The organism is Aureimonas psammosilenae (assembly GCF_009176975.1).
Taxonomy (GTDB): domain Bacteria; phylum Pseudomonadota; class Alphaproteobacteria; order Rhizobiales; family Rhizobiaceae; genus Plantimonas; species Plantimonas psammosilenae.
In genome coordinates, this window is the sequence record NZ_WEZG01000001.1 from 683095 (window position 1) to 699604 (window position 16510).

At 66.7% G+C, this 16510-nt stretch carries 11 protein-coding genes; 5 read left to right on the plus strand and 6 right to left on the minus strand.

The window, feature by feature from the left end; genetic code table 11:
* Positions 1-119: 119 nt before the first annotated feature.
* Both F9929_RS03305 and F9929_RS03310 read left to right on the plus strand, forming a co-directional pair.
* Positions 120-935 (plus strand): transporter substrate-binding domain-containing protein, encoded by an 816-nt coding sequence (locus tag F9929_RS03305; RefSeq protein WP_235918972.1) that lies wholly within the window; start codon positions 120-122, stop codon positions 933-935.
* Positions 936-1037: 102 nt separating this feature from the next.
* Complete coding sequence (locus F9929_RS03310) at positions 1038-2696, plus strand: lysine--tRNA ligase (RefSeq protein WP_152045083.1); 1659 nt, start codon at positions 1038-1040, stop codon at positions 2694-2696.
* A gap of 21 nt (positions 2697-2717) precedes the next feature.
* Here F9929_RS03310 and F9929_RS03315 read toward each other — a convergent pair whose 3' ends face one another.
* Together F9929_RS03315 and F9929_RS03320 are read right to left on the minus strand one after the other, a co-directional pair.
* Complete coding sequence (locus F9929_RS03315) at positions 2718-3428, minus strand: thermonuclease family protein (protein WP_152045084.1); 711 nt, start codon at positions 3426-3428, stop codon at positions 2718-2720.
* An 8-nt stretch (positions 3429-3436) separates the two neighbouring features.
* Positions 3437-4096 carry a S24 family peptidase gene (locus F9929_RS03320; protein WP_152045085.1) on the minus strand — a complete coding sequence of 220 codons (660 nt, stop codon included), beginning with the start codon at positions 4094-4096 and terminating at the stop codon, positions 3437-3439.
* A 195-nt stretch (positions 4097-4291) separates the two neighbouring features.
* Between F9929_RS03320 and F9929_RS03325 the strand changes: the two genes are divergently transcribed.
* Positions 4292-5350 carry a YihY/virulence factor BrkB family protein gene (locus F9929_RS03325; RefSeq protein ID WP_193227589.1) on the plus strand — a complete coding sequence of 353 codons (1059 nt, stop codon included), beginning with the start codon at positions 4292-4294 and terminating at the stop codon, positions 5348-5350.
* 177 nt (positions 5351-5527) lie between these two features.
* Here F9929_RS03325 and F9929_RS03330 read toward each other — a convergent pair whose 3' ends face one another.
* A complete protein-coding gene (locus F9929_RS03330; RefSeq protein WP_152045087.1) occupies positions 5528-7732 on the minus strand; it encodes an FAD-dependent oxidoreductase in 2205 nt (734 codons plus the stop codon).
* A 149-nt stretch (positions 7733-7881) separates the two neighbouring features.
* Between F9929_RS03330 and F9929_RS03335 the strand changes: the two genes are divergently transcribed.
* Entirely contained in the window at positions 7882-8664 is a 783-nt protein-coding gene (locus F9929_RS03335) for an EAL domain-containing protein (protein WP_235918973.1), read from the plus strand.
* A gap of 15 nt (positions 8665-8679) precedes the next feature.
* Here F9929_RS03335 and F9929_RS03340 read toward each other — a convergent pair whose 3' ends face one another.
* The 3 genes from F9929_RS03340 to F9929_RS03350 all read right to left on the minus strand — a co-directional run bounded on the left by F9929_RS03340 (position 8680) and on the right by F9929_RS03350 (position 12328).
* Positions 8680-9888: an acetyl-CoA C-acetyltransferase gene (locus F9929_RS03340; RefSeq protein ID WP_152045088.1), complete on the minus strand. Its 1209-nt coding sequence runs from the start codon at positions 9886-9888 to the stop codon at positions 8680-8682.
* A 32-nt stretch (positions 9889-9920) separates the two neighbouring features.
* On the minus strand, positions 9921-11717 hold the full coding sequence (locus F9929_RS03345) for an acyl-CoA dehydrogenase C-terminal domain-containing protein (RefSeq protein ID WP_152045089.1): 1797 nt from the start codon (positions 11715-11717) through the stop codon (positions 9921-9923).
* A 137-nt stretch (positions 11718-11854) separates the two neighbouring features.
* Entirely contained in the window at positions 11855-12328 is a 474-nt protein-coding gene (locus tag F9929_RS03350; RefSeq protein ID WP_152045090.1) for a MerR family transcriptional regulator, read from the minus strand.
* A gap of 434 nt (positions 12329-12762) precedes the next feature.
* On the opposite strand from F9929_RS03350, the gene F9929_RS03355 reads away from it, so the two are divergent.
* Positions 12763-16494 (plus strand): peptidoglycan-binding protein, encoded by a 3732-nt coding sequence (locus tag F9929_RS03355; protein ID WP_152045091.1) that lies wholly within the window; start codon positions 12763-12765, stop codon positions 16492-16494.
* The last annotated feature ends 16 nt before the right edge of the window (positions 16495-16510 follow it).

Here is a 16510-nt window from a genome sequence, read left to right on the forward strand (position 1 = left end):
ATGGCCCGGCACCGAGAGGACGCGAATGGTGCGCACATCCTGGGCGGGCATCTAGTCGCGCGAAACGAACCGGCGGGTGAAGTTAACGAATGGTTAAGCTCGCGATAGTTGCAGTCTTCATGCTGCTTTCAAGCATCGGTTCGGGATTGGCTGAGGAAGCTCCAGGCATCGCGACGCCGAACTTCTGGGACCAGCGGCAGCGGCTGGCGCGCGTCGATCTGGCTGCGCGCCCGCGCATCCGCTTTCTGACGAGCGTCGATTTTCCGCCCTTCAACTTCCTCGACCAGCAAGGGCGTTTGACGGGCTTCAACGTCGATCTGGCGCGCATGATCTGCGAGGAACTGGAAATCCTGCCGCGTTGCCAGATCGAGGCCAAGCCCTTCGCCGAACTCGTTCCGAGCCTCAAGGCGGGCGACGCCGAAGCGGTGATTGCGGGCGTCGCGGTGACGGCGGAGGCGCGGGCCGACCTCGCCTTCACCGAAAGCTATTTCCGTTATCCGGCCCGCTTCGTGTCGCGCCAGGATGCGCCCTTGCCCGCGCCGGACGCGGCGGGGCTCGACAAGAAGCGGATCGGCGTGGCGCGCGGCAGCGCCCATGCGGCCATGCTGGAAGCCTTCTTCCCGAAGGCCGAGCGGGTTGAGTTCGACGGGCGCGAGGCCGCGCTGGAAGCCCTGAAGCGCAAGGAGATCGCCGGCGTCTTCGGCGACGGCGTATTCCTGTCCTTTTGGCTGGACAGCGATGCCGCGCAGAATTGCTGCGCCTTCAGCGGCGGCCCTTACCTGTCGGAGCGCTATCTCGGCGAAGGCCTCGCCATCGCCACCCTACACAAGGACGAGGAACTGGCGAAAGCCTTCGACTACGCGCTCGGCCAGATCGTCGCGGAAGGGCGGTTCTCCGAACTCATGCTGCGCTACTTCCCGACCAGCGCTTTCTGAGGCTCTTGTTGACGCCCCTTTGGCGAGGCCATAGACGGGCCGCGAAGTTCGGCGGCCGGAAGCCTCGCCTTCTCGAAACCCCGCGCGATTGAAAGGTTGGGCATGTCCGCAGTCCGCTCCTCGAAGCTTGCGATCACCGAGGCCGAAGAAGCCGAGGCGGCGACATCCGGCGCCTGGCCGTTCGAGGAAGCGCGCAAGCTCCTGACCCGGCTCGGCGGGGTGGAGCGCGAGGTCCTGTTCGAGACCGGCTACGGCCCCTCGGGCTTGCCCCATATCGGCACGTTCGGCGAGGTGGCGCGCACGTCCATGGTGCGCCACGCCTTCCGCGTCCTCACCGGCGACCGCATCCCGACACGCCTCATCTGCTTTTCCGACGACATGGACGGGTTGCGAAAGGTGCCCGACAACGTTCCGAACAAGGACATGATGACGAGCTTCCTCGACAAGCCGCTCAGCCGTGTTCCGGACCCATTCTCGAACGAATATCCCTCGTTCGGCGCGGCCAACAACGCGCGTCTTCGCTCGTTTCTCGACCGTTTCGGCTTCGAGTACGAGTTCGCCTCGGCGACGGACTACTACGAATCCGGTCGTTTCGACGCGACGCTTCTGAAGATGCTTGCCGTCTACGACGAAGTCATGGAAGTCATCCTGCCGACGCTCGGCCCTGAGCGTCGCGCGACCTATTCGCCCTTTCTTCCGGTCTCGCCGCGCAGCGGCAATGTCCTGCAGGTGCCGATGGTGGACCGCGACGTCGAGCGCGGGATGATCGCCTATATCGATCCCGAGACCGGCGAGCGCGTCGAGACCTCCGTCACGGGCGGCGCGGTGAAGTGCCAATGGAAAGCCGATTGGGCACTCCGCTGGACCGCGCTCGGTGTCGATTACGAGATGGCGGGCAAGGACCTCATCGATTCGGTCACCCTGTCGTCCAAGATCTGCCGGGCGCTCGGCGGCACGCCGCCGGACGGCTTCAACTACGAGCTGTTTCTGGACGAGAAGGGCCAGAAGATCTCGAAGTCCAAGGGCAACGGCCTCGGCATCGAAGACTGGCTCGCCTACGCCTCGCCCGAAAGCTTGGCCTACTACATGTTCGGCAAGCCGCGCGCGGCCAAGCGCCTCCACTTCGACGTCATCCCGAAGGCGGTGGACGACTACTACGCCTTCGTGGACGCGCAGAAGCGCCAGGACATCAAGCAGCGGATGCAGAACGCGGTGTGGCACGTCCATGCCGGCTCGCCGCCGAGCGAGGGGACGAAAGTGCCTTTCGCCATGCTCCTGAACCTCGTGTCCGCTTCCAATGCCGGCGACAAGGCCTCGCTTTGGGGCTACATCAGCCGTTATTCGCCGGACGCGACGCCGGAAACCGATCCCGAACTCGACCGGCTCGTCGGCTACGCCCTGCGCTATTTCGCCGACTTCGTGGAGCCGGCGAAGCGTTTCCGTGCCCCGGACGAGGTGGAGCGCGAAGCGCTCGAAAAGCTCGAAGCCAAGCTCGGCGAACTGCCCTCCGGCGCCGATGCCGAGGCGATTCAGGACGCGATTCTCGACGTCGCGCGGCCGATCGAGCGCTACCAGGACCATTCCAAGACGGGGCCGAGCGGTGGTCCGGGCGTTTCGGGGACTTGGTTCCAGGCGCTCTACCAGACGCTGATCGGGCAGGAGCGGGGGCCGCGTTTCGGCTCCTTCGTGCAGCTCTACGGCGTTGCGGAAACGCGTGCCCTGATCCGCAAGGCGTTGGCCGGCGAACTCGCCAAGGCCTGAGGGCGCCTTCCGGCGGGCGCGTCATCCGCCGAAGCGGCGCTCCGACCAGACGCCGGCCTTGCGCGTCTTCGCCTCGGTTTCGTTCGCTGCATAGGGTCCATCGGGCGCGGCGGTGGCCCAGCCGTTGGACACGAGCCAGCGGCCGAGATCCTCGCCGGCGAGGCTGCAGGTGGCCGCGATCTCCTCCGTGCGGCTTCCAAAACCTTCCGGCACGGCGCAACTGATCGAGCGCGCGCGCAGGAATGCGCGGAACTGCGTGCGCGCCTCGACGCCGCAGAACCACGCGCCGTCCACGCCTTCGCAGCGCCGGGACATGGAAATCGGTTCGATGCCGACGAGCCGCACCTTGCCGCGACCGACGAGGATCGTCCCCGTGTCGAGGGCGACGGGCCTGGCGAGAAGGCGCAACGCCCCTTCCGGCGCGGGATCGAGGGACGCTTGAAGCGTCGGCTCAGGGGCGATGGGTTCGGCGGAGGGTGCCGGAGCCGGCGTCTCAGGCGCGGCGGCGGGAGCGGGCTCGGCTTCGGGTGCGACCGTGGTTTCTCCGGCAGGAGCGGCGGCGATCCGGGCAGCGGTTTCGCGGCGGCCGGCATTCATCGCCTCGGCGATCTCGCCGCGCATGGGCACCAGAAAGGCGAACAGCAAAGCCAGCACCAGGAGCGCCAGCGCCGTCGCAGCCGTTCCCTGAAGGCGCTCCCGAAAAGCACCCAGCGCTTCCAGATTTCCACGCATGCCCGTTCCTACTGGCTCGCCCAAAGGATGCGGGCGATCCATTCGATCTCATCCGTCCGAAAGGTCCGGTCCGGATAGTCGCGGTTGATGGACACGAGTTCAACCGTCTTCGACGTGCGCCGTTGCAGAAGCTTGGCCATGACCTCGCCTTCGCGCGTCTTCACCACCACGCGGTCGCCGCGCCTGACCGAGGCCGTAGGCGACACGATGATGACGTCGCCGTCGCGGTAGAGCGGCATCATAGAATCGCCGGAAACCTCCAGCGCGTAAACCGCCTCGTCGCCCGCACTTTGCGGCAGCGCGATCTCGTCCCAGCCCTGTCCCGCCGGAAAGCCGGCATCATCGAAGAAGCCGCCGGCACCGGCCTGCGCGAAGCCGAGAAGGGGGATGGCGGCGAAGGCGGGAACGAGGGTGCGCACCGGAACGAGGGGCAGGGCTTTCCCCAGCATCAGCGCGGTGAATTCTTCCGGCGTCGTTTTCGTCGCCTCGATGATCTTGGCGATCGATTCGGTGGAAGGCCAGCGCGGCCGCCCGTCATTGGCGTGGCGCTTGGACTTGTTGAACGTCGTCGGATCGAGGCCGGCACGCCGGGCGAGGCCGGAAGCGGTCAGCTTGTTGAGTTCCGCCAACCCGTCGATCGCGGCCCATATGCGTTCATGGGAGATCAAGGCTGGAACCCCTTAGCCGGCACCAGGAATAAAGTCCTCGGTTTGCCTACTGAGTCGGCCACCGTTTGTCCAGCGGAAATTATTTAGCTTGACGCAAGGGAAGGATGATCGGCTCCGCACACCCTTTGTCCGAAGGGAACCGGCAACGCAAATATGGCATTATCGTGGAGTGGCACGGTTCACCGGAGAAGTGTGATGGCTCTGCGCTTTGGTGAAAGCGGTGCCGACGAGATGCGTCGCCGGGCTGGCGAGCCGGGTCGCGGGCGCGACGCCTCCGGGCCGTTCGGGATTCCCGCCAAGGGTTGGCGCGATATCGGCTTGAGGCTCTACAACTCGTTCTTCGAAGACCGGGTGATGCTGATCGCGGCAGGGGCGACCTTCTATCTTCTCCTGGCGATGTTCCCCGCCTTCGCGGTTTTCGTCTCGCTCTACGGCTTCATCGCCGATCCGCACACGATCTCCGAACACATCGCCTTCATCGGCCAGTTCCTTCCCGCGGCCGGCACCGACCTTCTTCATGCGCAGTTGGAGCGTCTCGTCACGCAGGACACTTCCACCCTGTCGCGAACCTTCGTGATCGGCCTCGTGATCGCCCTTTGGAGCGCCAACAACGGCATCAAGACACTGTTCGAAGCGATGAACGTCGCCTATGGCGAGCAGGAAAAGCGCAACTTCTTCAAGCTGAACCTCCTTGCCTTCTGCTTCACGCTGGGGGCGGTCGCGATCGGCATCCTTCTCATCGTCTCGGTGGGCGTCGTGCCTGCGGTGATGGCGCTTCTCGGCCTGTCCAGCGTCACGGATGTCTTCATCGCGTCCATGCGCTGGCCGGTGATGTTCCTGCTCGTGGTCGGCTCCATCGCGCTCGTCTACCGCTTCGGCCCGAGCCGCAATCCGGCACGCTGGCGCTGGGTGCTGTTCGGCGCGATGCTGACCTCAGTGGTCTGGATCGTCACCTCCATCGCCTTTTCCTGGTATCTCCAGAACCTCGCCAACTACAGCGCGACCTATGGCTCGCTCGGCGCGGCGATCGGCTTCATGGTGTGGCTCTGGATTTCGTCGATCATCTTCGTGCTCGGCGCCGAGATCAACGCCGAGATGGAACACCAGACCGCGCTCGACACCACCGATGCCCCGGCAAAACCCATCGGCACGCGCGGAGCGCGCGTCGCCGATACGATCGGCCGCTCTTCCGCCCGCGCTTCCGCCAAGGCCAAGGCGACGTTCGACCGTTTCCGCAGCCGTCCGTCCACCTGACCTCAGTTCCGGCCTAAGAGTACCTAACAAAACCTCGCGGGGTCGGCTGGTCGGGTCTTTCCGCCGCCCACTTCGTTGCCAATCCTCGCCGATGCCGCCGGCATCGACTGCGTTTGTCGCCTCGCAGGCAACGAAAATTCCTCGACCATCCTCTGCCCGGAGGTTCTGTTAGGCACTCTAAGCCGCCGCTGGGCTTTGGGGGCGGAAGCGGGCGTAGAAGGTCTCGTTTCGCGCCGCCATCTCGTTCAAAAGCCGGATCGGGCGAAACCGCTCGCCGTATTTCGCTTCCAGCTTCTCGCAGAGCGCAACGAAGCTCTTCGCGCCCATGCCGTCGATGAAGGACAGGGTGCCGCCCGTATAGGGCGCATATCCGAAGCCGAGGATCGAGCCGACATCGGCCTCGCGCGGATCGGTGACGACGCCGTCCTCCACCGTTCGCGCCGCTTCCAGCGCCATGGTCGCGAGGAAGCGCGATTTCAGCTCGGTGAAGTCGAAGCTGTCGGCCGGCTTTGGGGGGAAGAACTCGGCGAGGCCCGGCCAAAGGTGCTTGCGGGCGGGTTTCGCCGGATAATCGTAGAAGCCCTTGCCGCCCTTGCGGCCCGTGCGCCCGAAATCGTCCACCATGCGGTTCACGAGCGCCATGTGCCGCGCGTCGACGGCGCTCTCGCCCGCATCCTTGATTGTGGCCTTCATGATCCGCTGCGACAGGTCGATCGCCACCTCGTCGTTCAGCGCCAGAGGGCCGACCGGCATGCCGGCGAATTTAGCGGCATTCTCGATCATCGCCGGGGGCACGCCTTCGAGCAGCATCTCGTAGGCCTCCTCGATGAAGCGGAAGACGCAGCGATTGGCGAAGAAGCCGCGCGCGTCGTTGACGACGATCGGCGTCTTGCGGATCGCCTTCACGAAGTCGAGCGCGGTGGCGAGGGCGAGGTCGCCGGTTTCCTCCGCCAGAATCACCTCCGTCAGCATCATCTTCTCCACCGGCGAGAAGAAATGGATGCCGATGAAGCGCGATGCATCGGGGAAGGCTCCCGCCAACGCGGTGATCGGGATGGTGGAGGTGTTGGAGGCAAAGATCGCGCCGGGTTTCATGACGGCCGCCGCCTTGCGGGTCGCCTCCGCCTTGACCTCGCGATCCTCGAACACGGCCTCGATCACGAGGTCGACCTCGCCGAGTTGCTCGAAGTCGGGCGTCGCGTGGATGCGGCCGAGAAGCGTCTCCAGGTCCTCGGCGCTCGCGCGGCCTTGGGACACGAGCTTTTCGGTCAGGGTCCGGCTATGGGCCTTGCCCTTGTCGGCGCTCGCCTGATCGCGGTCGATGAGGACCACCTCGATGCCGGCTTTGGCCGCGACATGGGCGATGCCGGCGCCCATGAAGCCCGCGCCGATCACGCCGAGCCGCTTCACCGCTTGCGGGGGAATGCCGGCCGGGCGGCGCGCGCCCTTGTTCAACTCCTGCATGGAAACGAAGAGCGAGCGGATCATCATCGCCGCTTCCGTCGTCTGCAGAACCTGCGTGAAGTAGCGAAGCTCGACCTTCAGGCCCTGATCCATCGGCAGAAGGAGGCCCTCGTAGACGCATTGCAGGATCGCGCGGGCGCCCGGATAATTGTCGTTCGTTTCCTTCCGGTAGAGCGAGGCGACCGCCGGCCAGACCTGCGCGCCCGCCGCCGAATAGACCGGCCCGGAGGGAAGCTTGAACCCCGGCTGGTCCCAGGGGTTCATCGGCGACAGGCCGGCGGCGAGCATGGCTTTCGCCTCATCGATCAGGGCGTCGGGTGCGACGATCCGGTCCACGAGGTTCATGCGCTTGGCCTTGTCGGGGCTCAGCGTTTCGCCCTTCAGAAGCATCTGGAGGGCCGACTGCGTGTCGGCGAGGCGCGGCACGCGCTGCGTTCCCCCGGCGCCCGGAAAGATGCCGACCTTCACTTCCGGCAGGCCGAGCTTGGCGCCCGTGGACACGACGCGCCCGTGGCAGGCGAGGGCCAGCTCGAAGGCACCGCCGAGGCAGGTGCCGTCCACCGCCGCGACGAAGGGCTTTCCGCAGGTCTCGATCTTGCGATAAAGCCGCGACATCTGCCCGGCGCTCTCGAACAACTCGGCCACCGCGGCTTCAGGGTCATCGCGGCGCTTGGCATCGAAGATCTCGAAGAGGCCCCGGATCATCTTGAGATCGGCGCCGCCGGAGAAGCTGCCCTTCTTGCCCGACGCGATCACCACGCCCTTCACGGCGTCGTCGGCGACGATCCGATCCACCAGACGGTCGATCTCGTCCATCACCTCGATCGTGAAGACGTTCATGGAGCGCCCCGGCATGTTCCAGGTGAGAAGCGCGATGCCGTCCGCATCCACCTCGAAGGCGAAGTTCTGCTCGGTCATGCGGATCTCCCGGTCGGTAGCCGTGCCACTTGTTTGCGCGGCAGGGCGGGCACGCGTCTCAGATTTCTCGGCGCGTCTTCAGCGAATCGCAAAGGTTGTGCGCGAACCTGATGGCAAGTGATTTTCGTTTGCGTGGAAGAGAGCCAGCGATGACCCCGTGCGAGGGATGCCAGACGGGCGCCAAGCTCGATTTCGACTTCTCGATGGCCTTTCAGCCGATCGTCGACGTTCTTTCGGGTCGCGTCTGGGGCTACGAGGCGCTGGTGCGCGGCCTGAACGGGGAAGGGGCGCTCGCGATCCTGTCGCAGGTGTCCGACGCGCAGAAGTACCGGTTCGATCAGGCCTGCCGCGTCAAGGCGATCGAACTCGCCGCACGGCTTTACCCGGCCGCCGAAGCGCAAAGGCTGTCGATCAACTTCATGCCGAACGCCGTCTACGAGCCGGCGGCGTGCCTTCGCGCGACGCTCGCGGCGGCGCGCAAGCAGGGCTTTCCGCAAAAATCGATCATGTTCGAGTTCACCGAGAACGAGATGATCCACGACACCGATCATCTCCACCGCATCATCGCCGAGTACCGACGCCAGGGCTTCATCACGGCCATCGACGATTTCGGGGCGGGCTATTCCGGCCTCGGCCTTCTCGCCGACTTCCAGCCGGACCTCATCAAGCTCGACATGAAGCTGATACGCGGCATCGAATCCAGCCGTCCGCGCCAGATCATCGTGGCCTCCGTCGCGGCCGCCGCGCGCGAACTCGGTATCACCGTTCTGGCCGAAGGCATCGAGAACTGGAACGAACTCCATGTCCTGAAGGCCGCCGGCATCTCCTTGATGCAGGGCTACTACTTCGCGCGGCCGGAGTTCGAGCGCCTGCCCGTCATCAAGGGCGCGGTGGAACTGCCCGAGCCGACCCACGCCGCCGTCTACGCCTGAGGCGCGCCGCACGGCTCACACCCGCTCGATCACGGTGGCGGTTCCCATGCCCGCGCCGATGCAGAGCGTGACGAGCGCGGTGGTCTTGTTCTGCCGCTCCAACTCGTCCAGCACCGTGCCGAGGATCATCGCGCCCGTCGCGCCGAGTGGATGGCCCATGGCGATGGCCCCGCCATTGACGTTGATAAAGGCCGGGTCGATGGCGAAGGCCTGAAGGTAGCGCAGGACAACGGCGGCGAAGGCCTCGTTGAGCTCGAAAAGGTCGATGTCGGACAGCGCCATGCCGGCGCGCTTCAGAAGCTTCTCGGTCACGTCCACCGGGCCGGTCAGCATCAGCGCCGGATCGGAGCCGATCGAGGCGAAGGCGCGGATGCGGGCGCGGGGCTTGAGCTTGAGCGTTTCGCCGCCCGCCTTGGAGCCCAGAAGCACGCCCGCCGCGCCGTCCACGATGCCGGAAGAGTTGCCCGCATGGTGGACGTGGCGCACCGCCTCGATCTCCGGATGCGCCTGGATCGCCACCGCGTCGAAGCCGCCCATCTCGCCGGGGGCGGCGAAGGCGGGCTGGAGGCTTCCCAAGGCCTGCATGTCGGTGCCGGGCCGCATATGTTCGTCGCGGTCGAGGATCAGAAGGCCGTTCCCGTCGCGCACCGGCACGACGGAGCGGGCGAAGCGGCCTTCCTCCCAGGCGGTCGCCGCCCGCTTCTGCGATTCCACCGCATAGGCATCGACATCGTCGCGCGAGAAGCTGTATTTCGTGGCGATCAGATCGGCCGACACGCCCTGCGGCATGAAGAAGGCGGGGAGGGCGACGGACGGGTCCATATACCATGCGCCGCCCGACTGCCCCATGCCGACGCGCGACATGGATTCGACGCCCCCCGCGATGGCGAGGTCGTCGGAACCGCTCATGATCTTGGCGGCCGCCAAGTTCACCGCGTCGAGCCCGGAAGCGCAGAAGCGCGAGATCTGCATGCCGGGCGCGGCGAAGTCGTAGCCCGCCTCGAAGGCGGAGGAGCGCGCGATCACCGCGCCGGCCTCGCCCACCGGATCGACGCATCCGAAGATGATGTCGTCGACTTGCGCTGTCGGAATGTTGTTCCGCTCGCGCAGGGCTTCCAGAACCTTCGCCCCGAGCCGGACGGCCGGCACCTCGTGCAGCGCACCGTCCTTCTTGCCGCGCCCGCGCGGGGTGCGGACATGGTCGTAGATGAAAGCCTCGGCCATCGGGGCGCTCTCCCTTCGAGTCGTGACCAGAGTTAGAACGCCTCGGCGGGCAAGGCCACCGTGGAATCCGCCCCGCTCGACAGGCGCGCGAGGCGAAGCGCCGTTTCTGGCATCAGGCGGTCGGCGAAGAAGCGGGCGGAGACGAGCTTGGCTTCCATGAAGGCCGTCTCGTCGTTCCGGCCGCTGTCCAGCTCCCGCACTGCGGCTTCCGCTGACAGTGCCGAAGCGTAGCCGAGCGCCACGAGGCCGAAGAGGTGCATGTAGTCGGTGGACGCCGCGCCGCCGTTTTCAGGCTTTGCCATGGCGTTCTGCATCAGCCAGAGGGTTGCCGATCCCAGATCGTTCAGCCCCTTCTTCAGGGCTTTGGTGACCGGCGTCAGGCGCTCGTTGCCGCGATGGGCTTCGCAGAAACCGCCGACCTCGGCGATGAAGGCCTGAACGGCGCGGCCGCCGTTGGCGCCGAGTTTCCGGCCGACGAGATCCAGCGCTTGCACGCCGTTCGTGCCCTCGTAGATCTGGGCGATGCGGGCATCGCGCACGAACTGCTCCACGCCCCATTCCGCGACATAGCCGTGCCCGCCGAAGACCTGCTGCGCCAGAACCGCGTTGTCGAAGCCCCGATCGGTGAGGACGCCCTTGATCACCGGCGTCATCAGCCCGACCCAATCGTCGGCCGCTTGCCGCTCCTTCTCGTGTCCGGCGATCTCGGCCAGATCGACCTTCACGGCGGTCATGAGCATCAGGACCCGCGCCGCCTCGTTGACGGCGCGGATCGTCATCAGCATCCGGCGGACATCCGGATGGACGATGATCGGATCGGCCGACGCGCTCGGCTCCGCCGCGCCCGTCAGAGCGCGGCCCTGCCGGCGCTCCTTGGCATAGGCGGCCGCGTTCTGGTAGGCGATCTCCGACACGGCGAGCCCCTGCAGGCCGACGCAAAGCCGCGCGCCGTTCATCATCGTGAACATGGCGCGCAGACCCTTGTCGGCTTCGCCGATCAGCCAGCCCGTCGCCCCGTCATAGTTCATGACGCAGGTGGCGTTGCCGTGGATGCCCATCTTCTCCTCGATCGCCCCGCAGGACAGCGCGTTGCGCTCTCCCGGCTCGCCCTGCCCATCCGGCAGGAACTTCGGCACGGCGAACATCGAGATGCCCTTCACGCCGGCCGGCGCGCCCTCGATCCGCGCCAGAACGAGATGCACGATGTTCTCGGCCAGATCGTGCTCGCCGGCCGAGATGAAGATCTTCTGGCCGGTGATGCGATAGCTGCCGTCGCCCGCCGGCACCGCCTTGGTGCGTAAAAGGCCGAGATCAGTGCCGCAATGGGGCTCGGTCAGGTTCATCGTGCCGGTCCAGCGCCCTTCCACGAGTTTCGGCAGGTAAAGGGCCTTCTGCTCCGGCGTGCCATGCGCGCCGATGGCGGCGACGGCGCCGGTGGACAGAACCGGATAAAGCGAGAAGGCCACATTGGCCGAGGCCATGAATTCGTTCACCGCCGTCGCGATCACCTGCGGCAAGCCCTGTCCGCCGAAGTCGGGGGAGGCGGCGAGCCCGCTCCAGCCGCCGTCGCGGAAGGTGGCATAGGCCTCGCGAAAGCCCTTCGGCGTCGAAACCGAGCCGTCCTCGTGGCGCGTGCAGCCCTCTCGGTCGCCGCTCATGTTCAGGGGATGCAGCACTTCCTCGGCGATGCGCGCGGCCTCGACCAACACCGCTTCGGTGATGTCGGCGCCGGCCTCGCGGAAGCGCGGCAGATCGGCATGGCGATCGAGTTGCAGGACATGGGTGAGGGTGAAGAGCGTATCCTTCACGGGAGCCCGATAGATGGTCATGGCGCGCACCTCCTGAAGCCCGATCGTGTCTTACTCTTACGTTTACGTCAATGTAGGGGCGGTGATGAACGCAGCCAAGGTTAAGGGCCGCGACGTCGGCGCGCGGCCCCGGTCTCGTGCCGGTTATCCGCCGCTGGTCAGGATTGTCGGAGACAGTTCGAGATGAAGTCGATCGAGGTGTCCATCGCCTCGATGGAGCGCTCGATCTCGGCACGCTGGGCAACGAGCACTTCGCGCTGTTCGGCAAATCGCTCCAGCGCCACTTCCATCTGGCGGCGCCGGCCGTTCGGCTGAAGATAAACGTCGATGATCTGCCGGGCTTCGGTCAGCGAGAAGCCCAGCGCCTTGCCGAGAAGCACGAGGCGAAGGCGCTTGCGATCCTTGCGCGAATAAAGGCGCGTCGTGCCGCGCCGCTCGGGGCTTAAGAGACCGCGGTCCTCGTAGAAGCGCAGGGTGCGCAGGGTCACGCCGAATTCGCGCGCCAGATCGCCGATGCGGAAGGTTTCCTTCTCGCCGTCGTCCTCGTCGGATTTCTCGATGCCGAGCAGAAACCTGACGTTCAGCTCGTCTTCGGTCTCCACCTCGCGTTCGAGGTGAGCTGCCTTTGCCATGGACTTTCCTGAATTCATGAATGCGTTGCCGAACGGCGTTCGTGCCGCCGGCAACCGGGTCTTGGGCGCGGTGCGCCGAGTTGGTGGTGGGTGCCGCCGCGCGCGGCAAGGTGAGCGGGCAGATGTCGTCCTGTTCGAGGGTTCGGTACGGCGAACCGCCTACTCGGGTTGGAAATGGTCTCGCGCCGGAATCCTTCCATACCAATCATAACAATAGGAAAGCCGCAACCAATGTGATGCCAGTGACTGCGTTCGCAATGAGGCAGAGGGCTCGGATATCCAGCTTCGGTCAACGCAGCCTTTCTATATCGTTAACCGAGCGGCGCTTCCTTTCCATCTCGTTACATTTTGAGACGGCAACGGATGGGCGCGAGATTTGACGGAAGACCGGTGGGGCAAAGCGTCTCGTCGTCGATCCTTTGGAGAGGTTCAGGATGGTAAGGCCGGGAGCGCCTCTGCGGGTCCATGTGGATGATCGCGACGATTCGCCGCTGTCCTCGCTTTCCCGCACCCTCGACTCGCTGGAAGCCCGGCTTGCCAAGCTTCCGGCTGCGAACAAGGCGCGGCGCGCTCCCGAACTGATGAGCGAGGCGCCGGTGGCCCGCGCGCCTCGCGCCAAGCGTCCGGCGGCCTTGAGCGACGCCGTGTCCGAGATCGTGATGCGCCGCCAGATGCTGGACGGCATGGCCGCGCGCCCCGTCGCCGCGCCCCGCCGCGAAGCGCCGATCTCGCCCTCGCTCCTCCACAAGCTGGAGGATCTGGCGGTTCAGGCCGACGATCTTCACCGCCAGGACGGCAACTACCGGGCGATGGCCGAGGTCGCCGCCGAGATCCAGCGCCTGCGCGAGGAAATGAAGGTCGATGGCGGCCGCGTTTCCTTCGAGAAGGGCTTTGCCGAAATGCGCGAGGCCTTCGCGAGGCTGCGCCGCATGATGGAGAACGAGGAAGGGGCGGCGGCGATCGGCCACGAGCTCGATGCCGCATCCGCGTCCTTGGCGCGCTTGACGGAAGCCGGCGCCGACCGGTCCGTTCTCAACACGCTGCGCTCCGAGCTGGAGGAGATCCGCCATCTCGTTCGGCATCTCCCGCCGCAATCGGCCGCGACCGGGCCTGAGCGCCTCGAACGGCTCGAAAGCCGCTATGTGGCGCAGGCCGAGGAAAGCCTCGTCGCCAAGGCCGAGCTGAAGGGCGAACTGGAGCGCCTGCGTGAATCGCTGCGCTCGCTCGCCCGCGAAGACCAGATCCAGGCGGTGGAGCGCCGCTGGGATGCCTTCGAGGAGCGCTACGGGAGCCTTCCCGACGAGAACGACATCTCGCGCATGATCCGCAGCGAACTTGGCGACATGCGCGCCAAGCTCGAAACCATGGCCGATCAGGCCGACCCGATGAAGGCGGTGGAAGAGCGCTGGGAAGCGCTGGAACAGCGGCTCGGCTCGCACGAGGTCGAGGCGAGCATCCGCCAGCTTTCCGAGCGCATGGGGCAGATCGAGGAAAAGCTCGGTGCGCTTCCGGGCGCGCTCGATCTGTCGCCGGTGGAAGAGCGCATCCGCACGCTCGCCGCCAGCATCGAAACGCTGTCGCAGCGCAGCGAGGAAGCCGATCTCGAGAACTTCCAGGCGATCGAGGAGCGGCTGGACGAAATCTCGCGCGCCATCGTCGCCACCGTCCCCATGGCGCCCATCGAGCGGATCGAGGCGCGCATCGCCGCGCTGACGGGCCGTGTCGACGAACTCGCCGGCGACGGCCGGGTGGAGCTTCTGTCGGCGCGCATCGTGGAGCTTTCCGAGCGCGTTGAGGAACTCGCCAAGGGTTCGGCCGAGGCGGGGCTCGCCGAGCGTATCGAAATCTTGAGCGAGCGTTTCGACGCCGCCATCGCCGAACTCGAGCCGCAGCGCGTGGATCTCGCTGCCATCGAGCAGCGCATCGGCATGCTTGCCGAGCGCTTCGAACTCGCCATCATCGAGATCGAAACGCCCACCGTCGACACGCGCGCCATCGAGGATCGCCTCGGCGCTCTCACCGCGAAGCTGGAAGAGAACGCCGCCGAGCCGCGCTTCGACGCCGGTATCCTGCGTTCGCTCGAAGCGCAGATCGAGCGCCTGTCGGAGAATGTCACCCGCGTCGGCACGATGCAGGAAGATTTCGAGGCCGATTTCGAGCAGCGCCTCCAGATCATGGAGCAGAAGCTCGAGGAACATCGCGAGGTCCTGATCGAGGCCGCGCGGGACGTCGCGGACGAGACGGCGCGGCGCATGCAGGCCTTCGGCGAGGACCGCCAGGCCGAGCACGTCATGAAGCTGTCGGAAAGCTTGCGCTCGCTGGAATCCTTGTCGCGTGAAAGCGACGGCCGGTCCAATCAGGTCTTCGACGCCGTTCACAAGACGCTTCTGAAGATCGTCGACCGCCTGGAACAGATCGAGCAGGAGATCGCCTCCGACCGCAAGAGCGAGCCGGCGGATGCCTCCATCGGCCGTGTTGAGAGCACGCGCTTGGCCATGGCGCCCGAGCCGGTGGCATCCTTGTCCCCCGCCATCAATCTGGCGGAACGGGCCAAGGAAGCGCTGGCGGCCGTGCGCTCCGCGCCGCAGAACGAGATGCCGGAGCCGGCCCTCGACGGCTCGGACGTGATCGAGCGCGAGGAAATGAACCGGCCGCTGGAGCCGGGTTCCGGCACGCCCGACATCGGCGCGTTGCTGGCCCGCGTGCGCGCTGCCCAGCGCTCCAGAGCCGAAGGGATCGAGCGGCCGGAAGCCGAGGCCGAAGCCCGCGCCGCCGCCCGCGACGCCGCCAAGGCGGCGAGCGAGGAGGTCGAGCGTCTCGGCCTTGCCGAAGCCGGCCGCGAAGGACGCGGCGGTCTGCGCGGTCTCCTGTCGCGCCGTCGCAAGGCCATCATCACGGGCGTCGTGGCGGTGATCGTCGCCTTGTCGGCGCTGCCCATGGGCAAGGCCATGCTCGGCGACGGCGAGAACGGCATCGACCTCGCCGGGCTGACAGTCGACGTGCCCGCCACCATCGCGGGGCAGCCGGCCTCGACGCCCGCCCCGGTGGAAACCACCGCCGACTTGCCGCCGGCGTCCCCGGATATGGCTTCGGCGGTGCCGGTGGAAACGGTGCCGGTGCCGGAAGCCAGCGCTCCTTTCGCCGACGCGCCCGTCGCCGAGGCTCCCGAGCCGCCGGCATCGATCGCCCAGCCGCCGGTCGAGGCCGCGCCTGCCGCCGCCGCCGTTGCGGCCGATCCGGCGCCTTCCGTGCCCACCGACGCTTATTCCGCCCTGCGCGGCAAGCTGCCGGCATCCGCCCTGACCCTGCCGGCGGTGCCGGATGGCATCGGCCCGGCGGCTCTCACTGACGCCGCTCGTGCCGGCGATCCGCGCGCCGCCTTCGAGATCGGCCTTCGCTTGATGGAAGGGCGGGGCGGGTCGCCGCGCCCGGACGCCGCGCTCGACTGGTTCGCGCAAGGGGCGCTGAAAGGCTTCGCGCCGGCGCAGTACAGCCTCGGCACGCTTTACGAGAAGGGCAACGGCATCGCCCGCGACGGCCAGGCCGCGCGCGACTGGTACACGCTTGCCGCCGAGGGCGGGAACGTGCGCGCCATGCACAACCTCGCCGTTCTTTACGCCACCGGCATCGACGGGCGCTCGCAGCCGGACGTCGCCGGCCGCTGGTTCGTCGAGGCAGCCGAACACGGAATGCGCGACAGCCAGTACAATCTCGGCATCCTTTATGCCCGCGGTTCGGGCGTTTCCCGCGATCTCGTGCAGTCCTATAAATGGTTCTCCGTGGTCGCCGACAGCGGCGACAGCGACGCCGCCGCCAAACGCGACGAGATCGCCAAGAGCCTTTCCGCCGAGGATCTGGCCAAGGCGACGGCAGCCACGAAGGGCTTCACCCCGACGCCGCGCATCGAGGCGGCTAACACGGTGGACACGCCCGCCGAATGGCAGGACCGCAGCGACCAGACCTCCTCGATCGACATGACCAAGGCGGTGCGCAACATCCAGACCATTCTCGGCCGGCTCGGCTACGACGCGGGCGCGCCGGACGGGCGCATCGGCGAGAAGACCAAGCTCGCCATCGCCGCCTTCCAGAAGGACAACGGCATGTCGGCGAGCGGCGAGATCGACGGTCCGCTGATCCGCGCTCTCCTGCAGCGCAAGAACGGATAGGGCGCATCTCGCCGAC